Genomic DNA, 15,129 nt, shown 5'->3' with positions numbered 1-15,129 from the left:
CATGAAAGCGTTCGCGCGCGACACGCGCGCCGGCGCGGTGATCGAGACCGCGATCCTGCTGCCGACCGTGCTGTTCCTGGGGCTCGGCGGGATCGAACTCACCAACCTCGCGCTCGCGCATATGCGCGTCAGCCAGGCCGCCTCGACGCTCGCCGACGCAGCCTCGCGCGTCAGCATCGACACCGGCGCCGCGATGCCGCAGATGCGCGAGGCCGACGTCAACGAACTGCTCCATTCGCTGCTCGAGCGGCACAAGAGCCTGGGGCTCGAAAAGGACGGCCGCGTGATCCTGTCGAGCCTCGAGCAGAATGCCGAGGGCGGCCAGTGGATCCACTGGCAGCGCTGCGCCGGGCACAAGGATTTTCCGTCGAGCTACGGCATCGAAGGCACGGGCAAGACGGGCACGCATTTCACCGGCATGGGCGAGGACGGCCAGCGCGTGAAGGCGCCGCGCGGCACCGCGGTGATGTTCGTCGAGATCGCTTACGACTATCAGCCGCTCGCCTATGGCAGCTGGATGGGGCCGAAGGAGATCCGCTACACCTCGTCCTTCCTGGTCCGCGACGAGCGCGACCTGGGGCAGATCTACAATCCGGAGCCGGAGGCGACGGTGGCGGGGTGTTGAGGTCGTGAGACAAAACCCTCTCCCCTTCAGGGGAGAGGATAGCGCAGCTTGCTCCGTCAGGAGCTAGCGAAGCTTGGAGAGGGGCGTGGCCACCGGTGCAGCGACCCCCTCTCAACTTCGGCTAGCCAGCAAGCTGGCAAGCCTTCGTATCTCTCCCCTGAAGGGGAGAGAGCATTATCATAGCGCTTTCGTTCGAACGCAGCTCTACCGGTTGCAAACCGCCTTCACCGACGCGATCACGCGCGGCGTGTCGACCAGCGCCGCCTTTTCCAGATTGGCGGCATAGGGCAGTGGCACGTCCTCGTTGCACACGCGCATCACCGGCGCGTCGAGGTCGTCGAAACCGTGCTCCATCGCGACCATCGCGAGTTCGCTGGCGATCGAGCAGACCGGCCAGCCCTCCTCGACCACGACGAGGCGGTTGGTCTTCTTGAGGCTGGCGAGCACGGTGACGGTATCGAGCGGGCGCAACGTGCGGAGGTCGATCACCTCGGCGTCGATGCCCTCGGCCGCCAGCGCATCGGCGGCTTCGAGCGCGAGCCCGACGCCGATCGAATAGCTGACGATGGTGACGTCGGTCCCCGCGCGCATGATCCGCGCCTTGCCGATCGGCAGGACAAAATCCTCGACGTCGGGCACTTCGAAACTGCGGCCGTAGAGCAACTCGTTCTCGAGGAATACCACGGGGTCCTCGCTGCGGATCGCGGCCTTCATCAGCCCCTTGGCGTCGGCGGCGTCATAGGGCGCGATCACGATCAGCCCGGGGACGCTGGCGTACCAGGGCGCGTAATTCTGGCTGTGCTGCGCGGCGACGCGGCTCGCTGCACCGTTCGGGCCGCGGAACACGATCGGGCAGCGCATCTGGCCGCCCGACATATAATTGGTCTTCGCCGCCGAGTTGATGATGTGGTCGATCGCCTGCATCGCGAAGTTGAAGGTCATGAACTCGATGATCGGCTTGAGGCCGCCCATCGCCGCGCCCGCGCCGAGGCCCGCGAAGCCATATTCGGTGATCGGGGTGTCGACGACGCGCTGCGGACCGAATTCCTGCAGCAGGCCCTGCGTCACCTTGTACGCGCCCTGATATTCGGCGACTTCTTCGCCCATCACGAAGACGCGGTCGTCCTTCCGCATTTCTTCCGCCATCGCGTCGCGCAAGGCTTCGCGGACGGTGGTCTTGACCATCGCGGTGCCCTCGGGGATCGCGGGGTCGGAGGCGCGCTCAGCCGCTGCGGGCTTCTCAACCCTTTCTTCCGTTTGCCCTGAGTTTGTCGAAGGGCCGTTCTTTTCTTCCGGCGACGTCGAAGGCAAGGACGGGGCTTCGACAGGCTCAGCCCGAACGGGGGAAGAGGAAACTTCCTCGCCCTCGCCGGTGATCGTCGCGATCACGGTGCCCACCTTCACATTGTCGGTGCCCTCGGCGACCAGGATCTGGCCGATCGTGCCTTCGTCGATCGCTTCATATTCCATCGTCGCCTTGTCGGTCTCGATCTCGGCGAGGATGTCGCCCGACTTCACCGTGTCGCCTTCCTTGACGAGCCACTTGGCGAGCGTGCCCTCTTCCATCGTCGGCGACAGCGCCGGCATCTTCAATTCGATGGCCATCTCAATATTGCTCCACCAGCACGTCGGTATAAAGTTCATGCAGCTCGGGTTCGGGCGCGCTTTCGGCGAAGTCCGCGCTGTCGGCGACGATCTGGCGGATTTCCTTGTCGATCTCCTTGAACTTCTCCTCGGTGATGCCCGCGTCGGTCATCAATTTCTTGAGATGCTCGATCGCGTCCGACTTGTCGCGCACCGCCTGCACTTCCTCGCGGCTGCGATATTTGGCGGGGTCGGACATGGAGTGGCCGCGGTAGCGATAGGTCTTGAGTTCCATCAGCACAGGGCCCTTGCCCGCGCGCACCCATTCGAGCGCCGCCTCGGCCGCGCCGCGCACCGCCAGCACGTCCATGCCGTCGACTTGCATGCCCGGGATGCGGAAGCTTTCGCCGCGGCGATAGAGCTGGTCCTCGGCCGACGAGCGGTTGACCGAGGTGCCCATGGCGTATTGGTTGTTCTCGATCACGAAGATGATCGGCAGCTTCCAGAGCTCGGCCATGTTGAAGCTCTCGTAGACCTGGCCCTGGTTCGCGGCGCCGTCGCCGAAATAGGCCATGGCGACGCCGCCGTCGCCGCGATATTTGTGCGCAAAAGCGAGGCCGGTGCCGAGCGACACCTGCGCGCCGACGATGCCGTGGCCGCCGTAGAATTTATGCTCGACGCTGAACATGTGCATCGAGCCGCCCTTGCCGCGCGAAATGCCCGCGGCACGGCCGGTCAGCTCGGCCATGATCACCTTGGGATCGATGCCGTAGGCGAGCATGTGGCCATGGTCGCGGTACCCGGTGATGACGCTGTCCTTGTCGCCGTCGAGCGCCGACTGCAGCCCGACCGCGACGGCTTCCTGGCCGATATAGAGGTGGCAGAAACCGCCGATCAGCCCGAGGCCATAGAGCTGCCCCGCCTTCTCCTCGAAGCGGCGGATCAGCAGCATCTCGCGATAGAATTTCTCGAGCTCTTCCGGCGTCGCGTCATAGGGCGCGGGATCGCGCGGCTTTTCGCGGTTGGCGGTGGGCGCTGGGGTGGAAGCGACTTTTTTCGGCGCGGCAGTCTTACGCGCAGGTGCTTTGGCCAAGGCGGGTTCCTTTTGGGTTAGCCGTTACGGCAGCGCCCCCTATAGGACCGGCCAGCCATGCTTGGCAACGCCCGCTTGGCCCGCGCACGGGTCCAATGATACGTATGCAGAAGCGTATCGGGCGGCCCTCAGCGCGCCGCGGCGTCGCCTTCGGGCGGCATCGGGATCGCGACCTCGTCGGGGTGCATCACGCCCAGCTTCTCGCGCACATATTCGTCGGCGAGGTCGGGGTCGACGCGGCGCCGGTCGAGCAGGTTGACCCGGTTCTTGAGTTCGTTCTGCTTCTTGGTCAGCGCGGCGAGCACGACGCGCTGCTTCTCGACCGACTGGCTGTAATCGCCCCAGGCATAGAGGCCGGTCGGCCCGAAGATCGCGTACCCGATCATCGCGACCACGGCGAGGACGGCGATGGTGGGACCGATGGCCCGGTTCACCGATTTCCGTACTTTGTGGCGCTGCGTCATCACCTCGCTTGAATCACAAGTGATTCGCCGGGTCAAGCGCCTATACTTTGCTTTTCCACACGATAGTCTGCGCATCTGGACCAAACAGGGGAATATATCGATGCGCCCGATTCTCACCGCCATTCTGCTCGCCACCGCTTCGCCCGTCTTCGCGCAGGTCGCGACCCCCGAACGCCCGATCACCGATCCGACGTCGATCGTCTCGCCCGCCAACCCCGCGGCGCGCCCGGTGCCGCTCGACGACATCGGGGTCACGCGCGCGCTCTACGACGCGGTGTGGAGCGCCGACGGCAGGACGATCTTCATCGCCACCGACCTCACCGGCCGCGTCAACATCTGGCGCATGGACGCGGGCGGCAGCTGGCCGGTGCAGCTGACGCAGTCGGACGATGCACAGGCGGGGCTCGCGACGTCGCGCGACGGCCAGTATCTCTATTTCACGCAGGATGCGGGCGGGAACGAATATTATGACGTCTACCGCGTCCCCGTCGCGGGCGGCGCGCCCGAGAACCTCACCAACACCCCCGAGCGCAGCGAAAGCGGGCTGCTCGTCGGCCCCGCGGGCGGCCTCGTCGCGCTGTCGACCAAGCTCAAGAGCGAGGGCCAGAGCAATCTTGCGGTGATGGACGCCACCGGCAAGATCCGTAACCTCACCGCCGAAAAGGACCCGGCGTACAGCTGGGCGCCCGCGGCGTGGATCGACGGCGGCAAGGCGATCGTCGCCAACCGCAGCCTCGTCGACAGCTCGGTCAGCGAGGTGTGGAAGGTCGATGCGCAGAGCGGCGCCGCGACGATGCTGCTCGGCAAGGCCAAGACCATCTATGCCGCGAGCGGCGCCACGCCCGACGGCGCGACGCTCGCGGTGACCACCGACGAAGGCACCGGCCAGCCGCACGCCGGCGCCTATAATGTCGCGACCAAAAAATGGGCGTGGCTGCCGAAGACGCCGTGGGAGGAGACGAGCGACATCGTCACCCCCGACGGCAAGGCGATGTTCGTGCGCACCAACAACGACGGCCGCTCGACCTTGTCGCGGGTCGACCTTGCGACGATGGCCAAGACCGACCTCGCGCTCGATCCCGGCCGCGCGTCGATCCCCGGCCTCGCCGCGATCTCGCCGGACGGGACCCGGATGTTCGTGACGCGCAGCGGCGCGGACTCGCCGACGATGCTCTACGCCTATGACCTGACCGCCAACAAGGCGGTGCCCGTCGTGCCGCTCGCGATGGCCAGCCTTACCCCCGCGACGCTGCCCAAGTCGCAGATCGTGACCTATAAAAGCTTCGACGGCACCCCGATCAGCGCGGTCGTCACCATGCCCTTCAACCTGAAGCGCGACGGCAGCAACCCCGCGATCGTCATCCCGCACGGCGGCCCCACCAGCCAGGCGCAGGACGGCTTCTCGCGCTTCGCGACGGCGTTTGCGACGCGCGGCTATGTCGTGATCCAGCCCAATTTCCGCGGCTCGACGGGCTATGGCAAGGCGTTCCAGGAAGCGAATTTCAAGGACCTCGGCGGCGGCGACCTCAAGGACACCGTCGCGGCCAAGAGCTTCCTCGTCCAGTCGGGCTATGTCGATGCGAAGAAGGTCGGTATCTTCGGCGGCTCGTACGGGGGCTTCATGACGCTGATGGCGATCGGCCGCACCCCCGACGAATTCGCCGCGGCGGTGCAATGGTTCGGCATCATCAACTGGCGCACCATGTACCGCGACCAGGACGAGCTGCTCAAAGCCTATCAGCGCACCCTGCTCGGCACCCCCGAGGCCGACGGCGCAGTCTACGACGCCTCCTCGCCGCTGACCTATATCAAGGCCGCCAAGGCACCGCTGCTCACGATCCAGGGCGAAAACGACATCCGCGTCCCGCGTGGTCAGGCGCAGGAGGTGCACGACATCCTGAAAGCCAAGGGCAATGTCGTCGAGACGATCTACTACCCCGGCGAAGGCCATGGTTTCCAGAAGCGCGAAAACCAGCTGGACTCGCTGCGCCGGACGATCGGGTGGTTCGATAAATATCTGAAGGGGGAGTGATGCCCGGCGGCCGTGTTGGCCGCAACGCTTAATCGTTGCGCTACCATTGCAGGTGCATGCTCTCCGCTCGAAAAAAGGGAAGAAGCGCCATGTCGTCTGCCGTGCGTTCCAGTCTATGCCTGCTGCCCGTGCTCGGCTGCGCGGTCGCGGTGTCGGCGAAGGAAGCGCCGCCCGTGCCTGTCCGCAGCGACGCCATCTATCGATGCGAAGTGAACCATGGCCGTGTCCTGGGCGGCGTCATCGCGACCGTCGATGTCCGCGGCGATGGAACCAGGGTCAAGGAAGAGCAAATCCTGGGCTTTAGCACCGGAAACCGCGGCGCGCCCGGCATGGTGACGGGCTACCTGAGCATGAGATATCTGGCCGACGACGCGATCTCCATCGCTTTCATCTCGAAAGAGGTCCCCGATCCCGTCGATGGCCATTATGCGCAGCTCCGGCTGATCGGCGACGATGGCAGGGAGGTCGCCCGGCTGGTCAGCCATGAGGCCAAGGACCGCTCCTTCGACTTCCCGGCGAACGACCTCCTTGAGATTAGCGGGCAGAGCGAAAAACTGACCACCGAGGTCGTGCTTTACGATCGCAGCGGCACGCCGCGTACCACCTTCGTCACTGCTCCGCTCTTCATCGCGAAGTTCAAGCGCGCGATCCCGATCATCGAACCGGTGAAGCGCGCCGTCGACCATATCGTCGACACGAGCATCGCAGCGGGCACGCTCGCCGAAAACTGCTCGCCGACCGACAGCACCCAAGGCAATTATGTCCACAGATACAAATGCTACATTCGCCTGACCAACGGCCGGGACAAGATCCGCGTCGGCGAAAGTTCCGGGATGCTCGACCGCAAGCTCGACAATGCGATGCGCTTCACCGCCGAGTTCGTCCATCACGATCCGGAGCGCTTCCTGAACGCTTCGCTGGTCGAACTCGCGAGTTTCGGCGAACTGCGCGTGATGGGCCAATATGACGGACCCGATCGCGGCTTTCCCTACCGGTCGGGCGAACGGGAATATTACCCGCCCGTCGTCGCCGTCGACCTGATCGCCCCCGAGCGCAGCTATCGCGACTGGGGCCAGAACAATGTGCGCTTTGCCCGCAGCTCGGTCTCGACGTCGATATGGGACACCGGATCCTGGCTTCCCTCCGCGGCGGGACTCATTCCGACCAAGCTCGCGGCCTATCGCCCCGGCGGCGAATGGCTGGTGCAGGAGGAACTGGACTGGACCGCCATCGAAGCCGAGCAGAAAAAGTTGCTGCGCGACGTGCTCGCGATGGAAGCGAACCCCGTCGGCGCGTGCGAATTTTCCAAGGTTCTGATGAACAACCCCAACGAGATCGTCGTGTACGACTGACGACCGCGCTCAGCCGCGCTCGGCTCACCCGAAGATCGACGCCCCCTGGTAGCGCGCCATGTCGCCCAGTTCTTCCTCGATGCGGATCAGCTGGTTGTATTTCGCGAGCCGGTCCGAGCGCGCGAGGCTGCCGGTCTTGATCTGGCCGCAGTTGGTCGCGACCGCGAGGTCGGCGATCGTCGAATCCTCGGTCTCGCCCGAGCGGTGCGACATCACCGCGGTGTAGCGCGCGCGGTGCGCCATATCGACCGCGTCGAGCGTTTCCGACAGCGTGCCGATCTGGTTGACCTTGACGAGCAAAGAGTTGGCGAGGCCGGTCTTGATGCCTTCCTCCAGCCGAACCGGGTTGGTGACGAACAGATCGTCGCCGACCAGCTGGCACTTGTCGCCGATCAGGTCGGTCAGCGCCTTCCAACCGGTGAAATCATCCTCGCTCATCCCGTCCTCGATCGACTTGATCGGGTAATCGGCGACGAGCGCGGCGAGATAGTCGGCCATCTGTTCGGGGCTCAATGACAGCCCCTCGCCGCTGATCTCATATTTGCCGTTCTTGAAGAATTCGGTCGCGGCGCAGTCGAGCGCAAGCACGACGTCGGTGCCGAGCTTGAAACCCGCCTGGTCGATCGACGCGGCGATAAAATCGAGCGCGTCGCGCGTCGAGGCGAGGTTCGGAGCGAAGCCGCCCTCGTCGCCGACCGCGGTCGCAAGGCCCTTCGCCGACAGGCCCTTCTTGAGCGTGTGGAAAATCTCGCTGCCCCAGCGCACCGCTTCGGCGATGCTGCCGGCGCCGACGGGCATGATCATGAATTCCTGCACGTCGATCGGATTGTCGGCATGCTCGCCGCCGTTGATGATGTTCATCATCGGCACCGGCAGGGTGCGCGCCGACACCCCGCCGACATAGCGATAGAGCGGCAGGCCGCGCGCGTCGGCGGCGGCCTTCGCGGCGGCGAGGCTGACGCCGAGGATTGCATTGGCGCCGAGGCGGCTCTTGTTCGGGGTGCTGTCGAGGTCGATCATCGCCATGTCGATCTCGCGCTGATCCTCGGCATCGAGGCCGATCAGCGCGTCGGCGATCTCGCCGTTCACCGCCGCGACCGCCTTGGTCACGCCCTTGCCGAGGTAGCGGGTCTTGTCGCCATCGCGGAGTTCCACTGCCTCATGCGCGCCGGTCGAGGCGCCCGAGGGCACGGCGGCGCGGCCGAAACTGCCATCCTCCAGCAGCACATCGACTTCGACCGTGGGATTGCCCCGGCTGTCGAGGATTTCGCGGCCGTGGATGTCGATGATGGCGGTCATGGAGGTCGTCCTGCTGGCGGCCAAGCTGGCCGTATGGGAAAGGCGCCCGCCTGTTATCGGCGCCCTGCCCTCAGCGCAACCGCTCGCATTGCTATTTTTGGGGGAATTTTGCGGCGCTATGGAACCATTCCCGCTGTATTGCTATATTATCGCAGAGACAGGGACAGGCGCGGCCCGCGAGGGCGCGTCCGGACAAGAAGAAGAGGACGAACCATGGCCAAAGCCGCTACTCCCGCCAGCAAGCCCACCCCCAAGGCGCCCGCCAAGCCCGCCGCGACCAAGGCCGCGCCCGCGCGCAAGCCGGTGACGGCAAAGGCCGCCAAGGAAACCCCGATCCGCGACCAGGTCGCCGCGACGGGTGCGACGATCAAGGCCGAAGCCTCGAAGAAAGCCGCCTCGCTGAAGGCCGACGCCAGCAACCTCGCCGGCGAAGCCAAGGTCAAGGCGCGCGCCGCGGCGACCAAGGGCAAGGACAAGGCCGCCGAAGCCGTCGGCAGCCTCGCCAAGATGCTCGAGGACAGCGCGGGCACCGTCGACAGCAAATTCGGCAAGCAGTACGGCGACTATGCGCGCTCGGCCGCCTCGACCGTCGCCGGCCTCGCGACCTCGCTCGACAAGAAGGACCTCGACGAACTCGCCGCGGCGACCAAGGATCTCGTCAAGAAAAACCCGGCGGTCTCGGTTGGCGCGGCCGCGGTGATCGGCTTCGTGCTCGCGCGTCTGCTCAAGGGTTCGAGCAGCGACTGATCCCGATCAGCGAGATGCCATCCGTACAGCCTGAACCCCCTGCCCCCGCCGACCGGGGCCCGCTCGACCGCGTGAGCCACGGCTATGCGCCCGACGGGCGTCCCGTGACGCCGCCGCCGGTACCGCTCGACAAGATCGTCGGCGACGTCGTCGATCATGTGCAGGCGACGGTGAAGGCCGAAATGGCGCTGCTCGAGGCGCGCGGCGAACTGGCGCTGCACGGGGTCACCTGGACCGCGACCTGGGGCGCCGTCGCCGCGACGGCGCTGGGTGTCGCGCTGCTCGCGCTGGCCTTCGGGGCGATCCTCGCGCTGTCGCCGCAAGTCGGGCCGCTGCTCGCGACGCTGATCGTCGTTGCGGTGCTGGTGGCCATCGCCGCCTTTGCCGGCTGGCGCGCGCAGCGCAGCTATGCCGACATCCGCACCGCGTTCCGCCGCGACCTCACCGGCGAGCGGGGAGACGACTGATGCCGCGTACCCGCAACCGGCTGATCAACGCCGCGCACCGCGCGATGATCCAGCGCGCCGAACTCGGGCGCAAGCTGGGCGTTGCGGGCGAAGCGTTCAAGCCGAAGGCGCTGGTCAAGCGTGGCAAATATCGCCTGGATGCCAGGATCGACGACACGGCGCACGCGGTGCAGAAGCAATTCAAGAACAACCGCCTGCCGCTGACTCTTGCTGCCGCAGCAGGCGTCCTCTGGCTCTTCCGCGAACCGATCAGGGAACATTTGCCGCGCCTGGGCCGCAAGCTGCGCGACCTCGCCGAAGCGGGGATCGACAAGATACGCCCCGGCGACGCCCGGGTGGATGACCCCGATCCCGTCGCAGATATAGAGCCGGTCGAAGACGTCGAGCCGGCCGCAGAAACCGAAAATTTGGAGGACCAGGATGAAGCCGCTCAGTGAAACCGCCCGCGAAACCACCGCGAAAGTGAGTGAAGTTGCGCAGAAAACCGCCGAAAATGCGAAGCAGACCGCCGAGGCGGCCAAGGCGCGCATCCAGGACGGTTACGGCCGCGCGCGCGCCGCGACGAGCGAGCTCGCCGCGAAGGGCGCCGAACAAGCGGCGGTCGCCCGCGATGCCGCCGGCGAGGCGCTCGCCAAGGGCAAGGTACAGGCCAGGCGTGCGAACTCGAAGCTCAAGGATGTCGCCGAAAAACAGCCGGTCGCGCTCGTCGCGGGCGCGGTGGCAATCGGAGCGCTGCTGGGCGCTCTTCTGCCGAAAGGTCGCAGCGGCAAGGACGAGGACAGCGAGGCTTGAGGCCATCTTGCCCGAACGGCGCGGCGCTGATAGGGGGCGCGGCTTCTCCCCTTCGCTGCTAGGAAAGCCATCATGAGCAAATTGCACCTGGTGTTCGGCGGCCGCGTCAGCGACCCGCAGGGCCTCGACTTCGTCGACCTCCACGACCTCGACGTCGTCGGCCTCTATCCCGATTACAAGAGCGCCGAAAAGGCGTGGCGCAGCGCTGCGCAGCGCACCGTCGACGACGCCGAAATGAAATATGTCGTGGTGCATCTGCACAAATTGCTGCAGCCCGACGCGGAATAATAGTCAGCCGCCCCCGCCGACGCGGGGGCCGCGCTACTCAGCGGAAATTGTCGGCGTAGGCCTGGATTTTGAGCTTGCGTTCGGGGGTCGCAATCACTTCGGCATCGATGCCGTTGCGCTCCGCATAGGCGACCGCTTCCTCCTGCGTCGCGAAGCCCAGCCGCAGCTGGCGCTGCGTATCGCCGCTACCCGCCCAGCCCATCAGCGGATCGGCCTTGCGCGCCTCGGCGGGCGCGAATTCGAGCATCCAGCGCTGCGTGCCCGCGCGCCCCGACTGCATCGCGTTCTTGGGCTTCTGGAAAATGCGCGCCTTCATATTCTCGTCCTCGGATGGAGCCTTTGCCGCGCCTTAGCGCGTCGGTGCGCCGACGAAAAGGGTGATCGTCACGCCCCGTCGCGCCGCGCCTGCGCCGCCTTAGTGAGCAGGGTCGGGCGCGCGGTCGCGGGGTCGTCGGGCCAGCTGTGCTTGGGATAACGCCCGCGCATCTCCCGCGCCACCTCGTGCCAGCTGCCGCTCCAGAAACTCGCGATATCGCGCGTCGTCTGGATCGGGCGGTGCGCGGGTGAGGTCAGCGCGAGCACCAAAGGCACCGGCGGCTCGCCGACGGTCGGATGGCGCGCCAGCCCGAACATCTCCTGCACGCGCACGCTGACCTGCGGCCCGCCGTCGGCGCCATAGTCGATCCTGTGATGGCTGCCCGCGGGCGTGACATAATCGTCGGGCGCGCGCTTTTCGAGCAATTGCCGCGCCGGCCAGTCGAGCAGCCCCATCAGCGCCTCGGTCAGCCGCCGGTCGCCGATATCGCGGAGGCCCCGGCATCCGGGCAAAAGCGGCGCGAGCCAGAAATCGATGCTGTCGGCAAGCGCCGCGGTCGACAGCGCGTCGATCCCGGCGAAAGAGGCGCGCAGCCGCAAGGCCTGCGCCGCCGGGCCCCAGCCGATCAGCCCCAGCCCCTTGTCGCGCACCGCCACGAGCCGCAGCGCGGCGTCGTCCTCAGCGCTTTCCTCGCGCCCCGCCTTACCGCTGGTCAGCGCGATTGCGCCGAGCCGCCGTTCGCGGCGATGATCGACGCGGTCGTTCGCCGCGTCGTAACTGCTGCCCGAATGGGCGACGATACGGTCGGCGAATATCGCCTCCACCTCGACCTGCGCGATCGGCGCCGCGGCGAGAATGCGAACGCCCGCTGCATGGCCCTGCGCATCGGCGATGGCGAGCCACTCACTGCCCGCGAGCGGTTCGAGCGGGTCGAGCTTGTAGGCGCGGCCGCCGACGCTCAAATATTCGCCGCGCTGCCCGGCGCGCTGCCGCGCGACGCGGTCGGGCCAAGCGGTCGCGATCCAGCCGCCGACCGAGCGCGAGGTCAGCGGCGCGCCATCGCCGACGCGCTTCTCGGCCAGCGATGCGAGCCGCCGCGCGAGCCGCCAGGCGCCCTCGGCGCGGTCGTTCCGCGACTCCTTCCAGCGCTGGAGCCGTGCCTCGACATCGACCCCGCGCCCGCCGAGCCCCGGTTCGGTGAGCAGCACCGCAAGCCGCGCGGCGAGTTCGGCCTCGCCCGCCGCGGCGGCGTCGAGGATCATATGCGCGAGCGGCACGGGCAGCGGGATCGCGGCGAGCGCGTGGCCGTGCGGGGTGATCCGCCCGTCGGCGGCGAGCGCGCCGATCGCCTGCAACCGCGTCTTGGCCTCCGAAATCGCGGCGGGCGATGGCGGGTCGAGCCAACCGAGCTGGCGCGGATCGACGATGCCCCAGCTCGCGCAATCGAGCACGACGGGCATCAGGTCGTTCTCGTGAATCTCGGGCGGGTCGAAGGGCGGCATGCCCGCGGTCGCCGCGGCTTCCCACAGGCGGTAGGCGACCCCCGGCCCCTGCCGCGCCGCGCGGCCCGCGCGCTGGGTGGCAGAGGCCTGGCTCGCGCGTTCGGTGACGAGCCGCGCGATACCCGCCGCCTTGTCGAAGCGCGGGCGGCGCGAGAGGCCGGCGTCGATGACGATACGCACGCCCTCGATGGTCAGGCTGGTCTCGGCGATACTCGTCGCGAGAATCAACTTGCGCTTCCCGGCGGGGTCGCGAACTAGCGCGGCGCGTTGCAGCGCCGGGTCGATCTGGCCGTGAAGCCTGTGCACGACGAGCGGCAACCGCGCCTCCTCGACCGCGGTCGCGGCGCGTTCGATGTCGCCCGCGCCGGGCAGGAAGGTCAGGATATCGCCCTCGGGTTCTTCGGCGAGCGCCTGCCGTACCGCGGCGACCACAGCGACCTCGAGCCGGTCCTCGGCGCGGCGGCCGATGTGGCGCAGGTCGAGCGGCCAGCTCTTGCCCTCGCTCTTCACCACCGGCGCATTGCCAAGCAGCGCGCCGAAACGTGCTCCGTCGAGCGTCGCCGACATGGCGACGAGGCGGAGGTCGTCGCGCAGACCCTGCTGCGCGTCGATCGCCAACGCGAGTGCGAAATCGCCGTCGAGGCTGCGCTCGTGCACTTCGTCGAACAGCACCGCGGTGACGCCGCCCAGTTCGGGATCGTCGAGGATGCGGTTGCGGAACAGCCCGGGCGTCATCACCAGCAGGCGTGTGTCCTTCGACTGTTTGCTGTCGAGGCGGGTGGCGTAGCCGACGAGCTCGCCGACCTTCGTCCCCGTCTCCTCGGCGATGCGTTCGGCGGCGGCGCGTGCGGCGAGGCGGCGGGGCGAGAGCAGCCACACCGCGCCCTTGCACCACGGCTGCTTCAATATTTCGGGCGCGACGCGCGTCGTCTTGCCGGCGCCGGGCGGCGCGACGACGACGACATTGGGCTTCAGCGTCAGCGCCGCCATGATATCGGGCAGCACCGCGTCGATCGGAAGCGTGAGGCTCATGTTCTTGTCGACGGATTGCCGAGTTCGAAATTAAGCCGGTAGGCCTCGGCGGCGAGCCGCTCGACCATCGCGGGATCGACCACCGTCTCCGCGGTCATCACAAGATTGCCGAGCTCATATTTGCCGCTCGCCTTGATCCGCGGCTCGATCTCGCGCAGCCTTTTGCCGCGCCAGAAACCGAGCAGCACACGATGCTCCTCGGCGCGGATCAGGATGCACGGCCCGTTGGCCAGGAAGACGAGGTTGGTCCATTTGATCGTCTCGTCGAAGGCGGCGGCGCGTAGCACGGCGGCGCGCAACATCTCGCAGAGCTCGCGCTGCCATCGCGAAAGCGCAGCGATGTAAGCGTCAGGGCTTTCCGCCGCAGGACCCATCATCGCCATTCCGCCAGCTCCCCTATATCCTTCTTCGCGCCTTTGCGCCTTTGCGTGAGATTTTTCTGGTTTCACGCAAAGGCGCAAAGGCGCGAAGAAGAAAAATGGAATCCCGCTGTCGCGGGAAATTCTGAATATTCAGTAGGCGCGGGCGACCGCGAAAGCGACGGCCTCGGTCAGCGCCGCCTTGGCCTGGCTGGCGCGGAAGCCGCCGATCGCATCGACCGCGCGCTGGCCATAATGGCGCGCGCGCGCCAGCGTGTCGGCGATCGTGTCATGCTTGTGGAGCAGCGAGGTGGCATAAGCGAGGTCCTCGTCCGAGCTGCGGTGGCCGACGATCGCCTGTTTCCAGAATTCGCGCTCCTCGGCATTGCCGCGCGCATAGGCGAGGATCACCGGCAGCGTGACCTTGCCGTCGCGGAAGTCGTCGCCGACGCCTTTGCCCATCGTCTCGGCGTCCGAGACATAGTCGATCGCATCGTCGACCAGCTGGAAAGCGACGCCAAGGTTGCGGCCATAGCTGTCGAGCGCGGCCTCGGTCGCGTCGTCGCGTTCGGCGACGACCGCAGCGATCTTGCACGCGGCGGCGAAGAGCTCGGCGGTCTTGGCGTTGATGATCGCGAGATACTGGTCCTCGCTCGTCTCGATCCGGCGCTGTGCCGAGAGCTGGTTGACCTCGCCCTCAGCGATCACCGCCGACGCGCGGCTCAAAATCTTGAGCACCTTGAGCGAACCGTCCTCGACCATCACCTCGAAGGCGCGGCTGAACAGGAAGTCGCCGACCAAGACGGAAGCACTATTGCCCCAGATGATGTTCGCGGTCTTGCGGCCGCGGCGGAGGTCGGAGCCGTCGACGACGTCGTCGTGGAGCAGCGTCGCGGTGTGGATGAATTCGACCGCGGCGGCGAGCTTGCAGTGACGGCGGCCCGGATAGTCGAGCAGCTTGCCGCAGGCGAGTGTCAGCATCGGCCGCATGCGCTTGCCGCCGCCCGCGATCAGGTGACCGGCGAGTTCGGGGATCAGCGGCACTTCGGACTGCATGCGGTCGAGGATGACCGCATTGACCTCGTTCATGTCGGCGGCGACGAGCGCCATCATCGGGTCGAGCGAAGGCGGCTTGTCGCCGTGGAGGCGGTAGATTTCGGCACTCATGACAGGTGCC

General features: G+C 66.9%; 16 protein-coding genes. 8 read left to right on the top strand and 8 right to left on the bottom strand.

Features of this window, described 5'->3' with window-relative positions:
- Position 1: 1 nt before the first annotated feature.
- The gene (locus BWQ93_RS04110; protein ID WP_198040464.1) at positions 2-625 is read left to right on the top strand and encodes a TadE/TadG family type IV pilus assembly protein; all 624 of its coding nucleotides are present in this window, start codon (positions 2-4) and stop codon (positions 623-625) included.
- A 204-nt stretch (positions 626-829) separates the two neighbouring features.
- Here BWQ93_RS04110 and BWQ93_RS04105 read toward each other — a convergent pair whose 3' ends face one another.
- From BWQ93_RS04105 to BWQ93_RS04095, 3 genes are all read right to left on the bottom strand, one after another.
- Positions 830-2,230, bottom strand: a complete 1,401-nt coding sequence (locus BWQ93_RS04105) for a pyruvate dehydrogenase complex E1 component subunit beta (protein ID WP_077029404.1) — start codon at positions 2,228-2,230, stop codon at positions 830-832.
- A 1-nt stretch (position 2,231) separates the two neighbouring features.
- Positions 2,232-3,302 carry a pyruvate dehydrogenase (acetyl-transferring) E1 component subunit alpha gene (gene pdhA, locus BWQ93_RS04100; protein WP_077029403.1) on the bottom strand — a complete coding sequence of 357 codons (1,071 nt, stop codon included), beginning with the start codon at positions 3,300-3,302 and terminating at the stop codon, positions 2,232-2,234.
- Between the two features lie 128 nt (positions 3,303-3,430).
- On the bottom strand, positions 3,431-3,736 hold the full coding sequence (locus tag BWQ93_RS04095) for an FtsB family cell division protein (RefSeq protein WP_232314731.1): 306 nt from the start codon (positions 3,734-3,736) through the stop codon (positions 3,431-3,433).
- Between the two features lie 130 nt (positions 3,737-3,866).
- Here BWQ93_RS04095 and BWQ93_RS04090 point away from each other — a divergent pair, with 130 nt between their 5' ends.
- Positions 3,867-5,798, top strand: coding sequence for a S9 family peptidase (locus BWQ93_RS04090; RefSeq protein WP_077029401.1), 1,932 nt, complete (start codon positions 3,867-3,869; stop codon positions 5,796-5,798).
- Between the two features lie 101 nt (positions 5,799-5,899).
- On the top strand, positions 5,900-7,150 hold the full coding sequence (locus tag BWQ93_RS04085) for a hypothetical protein (protein WP_156878129.1): 1,251 nt from the start codon (positions 5,900-5,902) through the stop codon (positions 7,148-7,150).
- 24 nt (positions 7,151-7,174) lie between these two features.
- On the opposite strand, the gene eno is transcribed toward BWQ93_RS04085, so the two are convergent.
- Positions 7,175-8,449, bottom strand: coding sequence for a phosphopyruvate hydratase (gene eno, locus BWQ93_RS04080; protein ID WP_077029399.1), 1,275 nt, complete (start codon positions 8,447-8,449; stop codon positions 7,175-7,177).
- Positions 8,450-8,662: 213 nt separating this feature from the next.
- On the opposite strand from eno, the gene BWQ93_RS04075 reads away from it, so the two are divergent.
- The 5 genes from BWQ93_RS04075 to BWQ93_RS04055 all read left to right on the top strand — a co-directional run bounded on the left by BWQ93_RS04075 (position 8,663) and on the right by BWQ93_RS04055 (position 10,743).
- Positions 8,663-9,196, top strand: coding sequence for a hypothetical protein (locus tag BWQ93_RS04075; RefSeq protein ID WP_077029398.1), 534 nt, complete (start codon positions 8,663-8,665; stop codon positions 9,194-9,196).
- A 14-nt stretch (positions 9,197-9,210) separates the two neighbouring features.
- Positions 9,211-9,663, top strand: coding sequence for a phage holin family protein (locus BWQ93_RS04070; protein WP_077029397.1), 453 nt, complete (start codon positions 9,211-9,213; stop codon positions 9,661-9,663).
- On the top strand, positions 9,663-10,100 hold the full coding sequence (locus tag BWQ93_RS04065; RefSeq protein WP_077029396.1) for a hypothetical protein: 438 nt from the start codon (positions 9,663-9,665) through the stop codon (positions 10,098-10,100). Before BWQ93_RS04070 ends, BWQ93_RS04065 begins: the two co-directional genes overlap by 1 nt.
- The gene (locus BWQ93_RS04060) at positions 10,084-10,455 is read left to right on the top strand and encodes a hypothetical protein (protein WP_077029395.1); all 372 of its coding nucleotides are present in this window, start codon (positions 10,084-10,086) and stop codon (positions 10,453-10,455) included. The genes BWQ93_RS04065 and BWQ93_RS04060 overlap by 17 nt, the downstream gene beginning before the upstream one ends.
- Before the next feature lie 72 nt (positions 10,456-10,527).
- The gene (locus tag BWQ93_RS04055) at positions 10,528-10,743 is read left to right on the top strand and encodes a DUF4170 domain-containing protein (RefSeq protein ID WP_058809768.1); all 216 of its coding nucleotides are present in this window, start codon (positions 10,528-10,530) and stop codon (positions 10,741-10,743) included.
- A gap of 37 nt (positions 10,744-10,780) precedes the next feature.
- Here the strand turns inward: BWQ93_RS04055 and BWQ93_RS04050 are convergent, their stop codons facing one another.
- From BWQ93_RS04050 to BWQ93_RS04035, 4 genes are all read right to left on the bottom strand, one after another.
- Positions 10,781-11,059, bottom strand: a complete 279-nt coding sequence (locus BWQ93_RS04050) for an ETC complex I subunit (protein ID WP_058809769.1) — start codon at positions 11,057-11,059, stop codon at positions 10,781-10,783.
- A gap of 68 nt (positions 11,060-11,127) precedes the next feature.
- Positions 11,128-13,593 (bottom strand): ATP-dependent helicase HrpB, encoded by a 2,466-nt coding sequence (hrpB, locus tag BWQ93_RS04045; RefSeq protein WP_077029394.1) that lies wholly within the window; start codon positions 13,591-13,593, stop codon positions 11,128-11,130.
- Positions 13,590-13,895 carry a DUF1801 domain-containing protein gene (locus tag BWQ93_RS04040; protein WP_232314730.1) on the bottom strand — a complete coding sequence of 102 codons (306 nt, stop codon included), beginning with the start codon at positions 13,893-13,895 and terminating at the stop codon, positions 13,590-13,592. The genes hrpB and BWQ93_RS04040 overlap by 4 nt, the downstream gene beginning before the upstream one ends.
- 210 nt (positions 13,896-14,105) lie before the next feature.
- The gene (locus BWQ93_RS04035; protein ID WP_077029392.1) at positions 14,106-15,119 is read right to left on the bottom strand and encodes a polyprenyl synthetase family protein; all 1,014 of its coding nucleotides are present in this window, start codon (positions 15,117-15,119) and stop codon (positions 14,106-14,108) included.
- Positions 15,120-15,129: the final 10 nt, after the last annotated feature.

Source organism: Sphingopyxis sp. QXT-31 (assembly GCF_001984035.1).
GTDB lineage: Bacteria > Pseudomonadota > Alphaproteobacteria > Sphingomonadales > Sphingomonadaceae > Sphingopyxis.
Note: the sequence above shows the minus strand (reverse complement) of the source record. Positions and strands in the feature narration are given on the sequence as shown.

Excerpts from the sequence above, each read along its gene's own strand:
- BWQ93_RS04040 (WP_232314730.1), bottom strand. The coding sequence starts at position 13,895 with ATGTTGCGCGCCGCCGTGCTACGCGCCGCCGCCTTCGACGAGACGATC.
- hrpB (WP_077029394.1), bottom strand. The coding sequence starts at position 13,593 with ATGAGCCTCACGCTTCCGATCGACGCGGTGCTGCCCGATATCATGGCG.
- BWQ93_RS04050 (WP_058809769.1), bottom strand. The coding sequence starts at position 11,059 with ATGAAGGCGCGCATTTTCCAGAAGCCCAAGAACGCGATGCAGTCGGGG.
- BWQ93_RS04070 (WP_077029397.1), top strand. The coding sequence starts at position 9,211 with ATGCCATCCGTACAGCCTGAACCCCCTGCCCCCGCCGACCGGGGCCCG.
- BWQ93_RS04075 (WP_077029398.1), top strand. The coding sequence starts at position 8,663 with ATGGCCAAAGCCGCTACTCCCGCCAGCAAGCCCACCCCCAAGGCGCCC.
- BWQ93_RS04060 (WP_077029395.1), top strand. The coding sequence starts at position 10,084 with ATGAAGCCGCTCAGTGAAACCGCCCGCGAAACCACCGCGAAAGTGAGT.
- BWQ93_RS04090 (WP_077029401.1), top strand. The coding sequence starts at position 3,867 with ATGCGCCCGATTCTCACCGCCATTCTGCTCGCCACCGCTTCGCCCGTC.
- eno (WP_077029399.1), bottom strand. The coding sequence starts at position 8,449 with ATGACCGCCATCATCGACATCCACGGCCGCGAAATCCTCGACAGCCGG.
- BWQ93_RS04065 (WP_077029396.1), top strand. The coding sequence starts at position 9,663 with ATGCCGCGTACCCGCAACCGGCTGATCAACGCCGCGCACCGCGCGATG.
- BWQ93_RS04110 (WP_198040464.1), top strand. The coding sequence starts at position 2 with ATGAAAGCGTTCGCGCGCGACACGCGCGCCGGCGCGGTGATCGAGACC.
- BWQ93_RS04055 (WP_058809768.1), top strand. The coding sequence starts at position 10,528 with ATGAGCAAATTGCACCTGGTGTTCGGCGGCCGCGTCAGCGACCCGCAG.
- BWQ93_RS04105 (WP_077029404.1), bottom strand. The coding sequence starts at position 2,230 with ATGGCCATCGAATTGAAGATGCCGGCGCTGTCGCCGACGATGGAAGAG.
- BWQ93_RS04035 (WP_077029392.1), bottom strand. The coding sequence starts at position 15,119 with ATGAGTGCCGAAATCTACCGCCTCCACGGCGACAAGCCGCCTTCGCTC.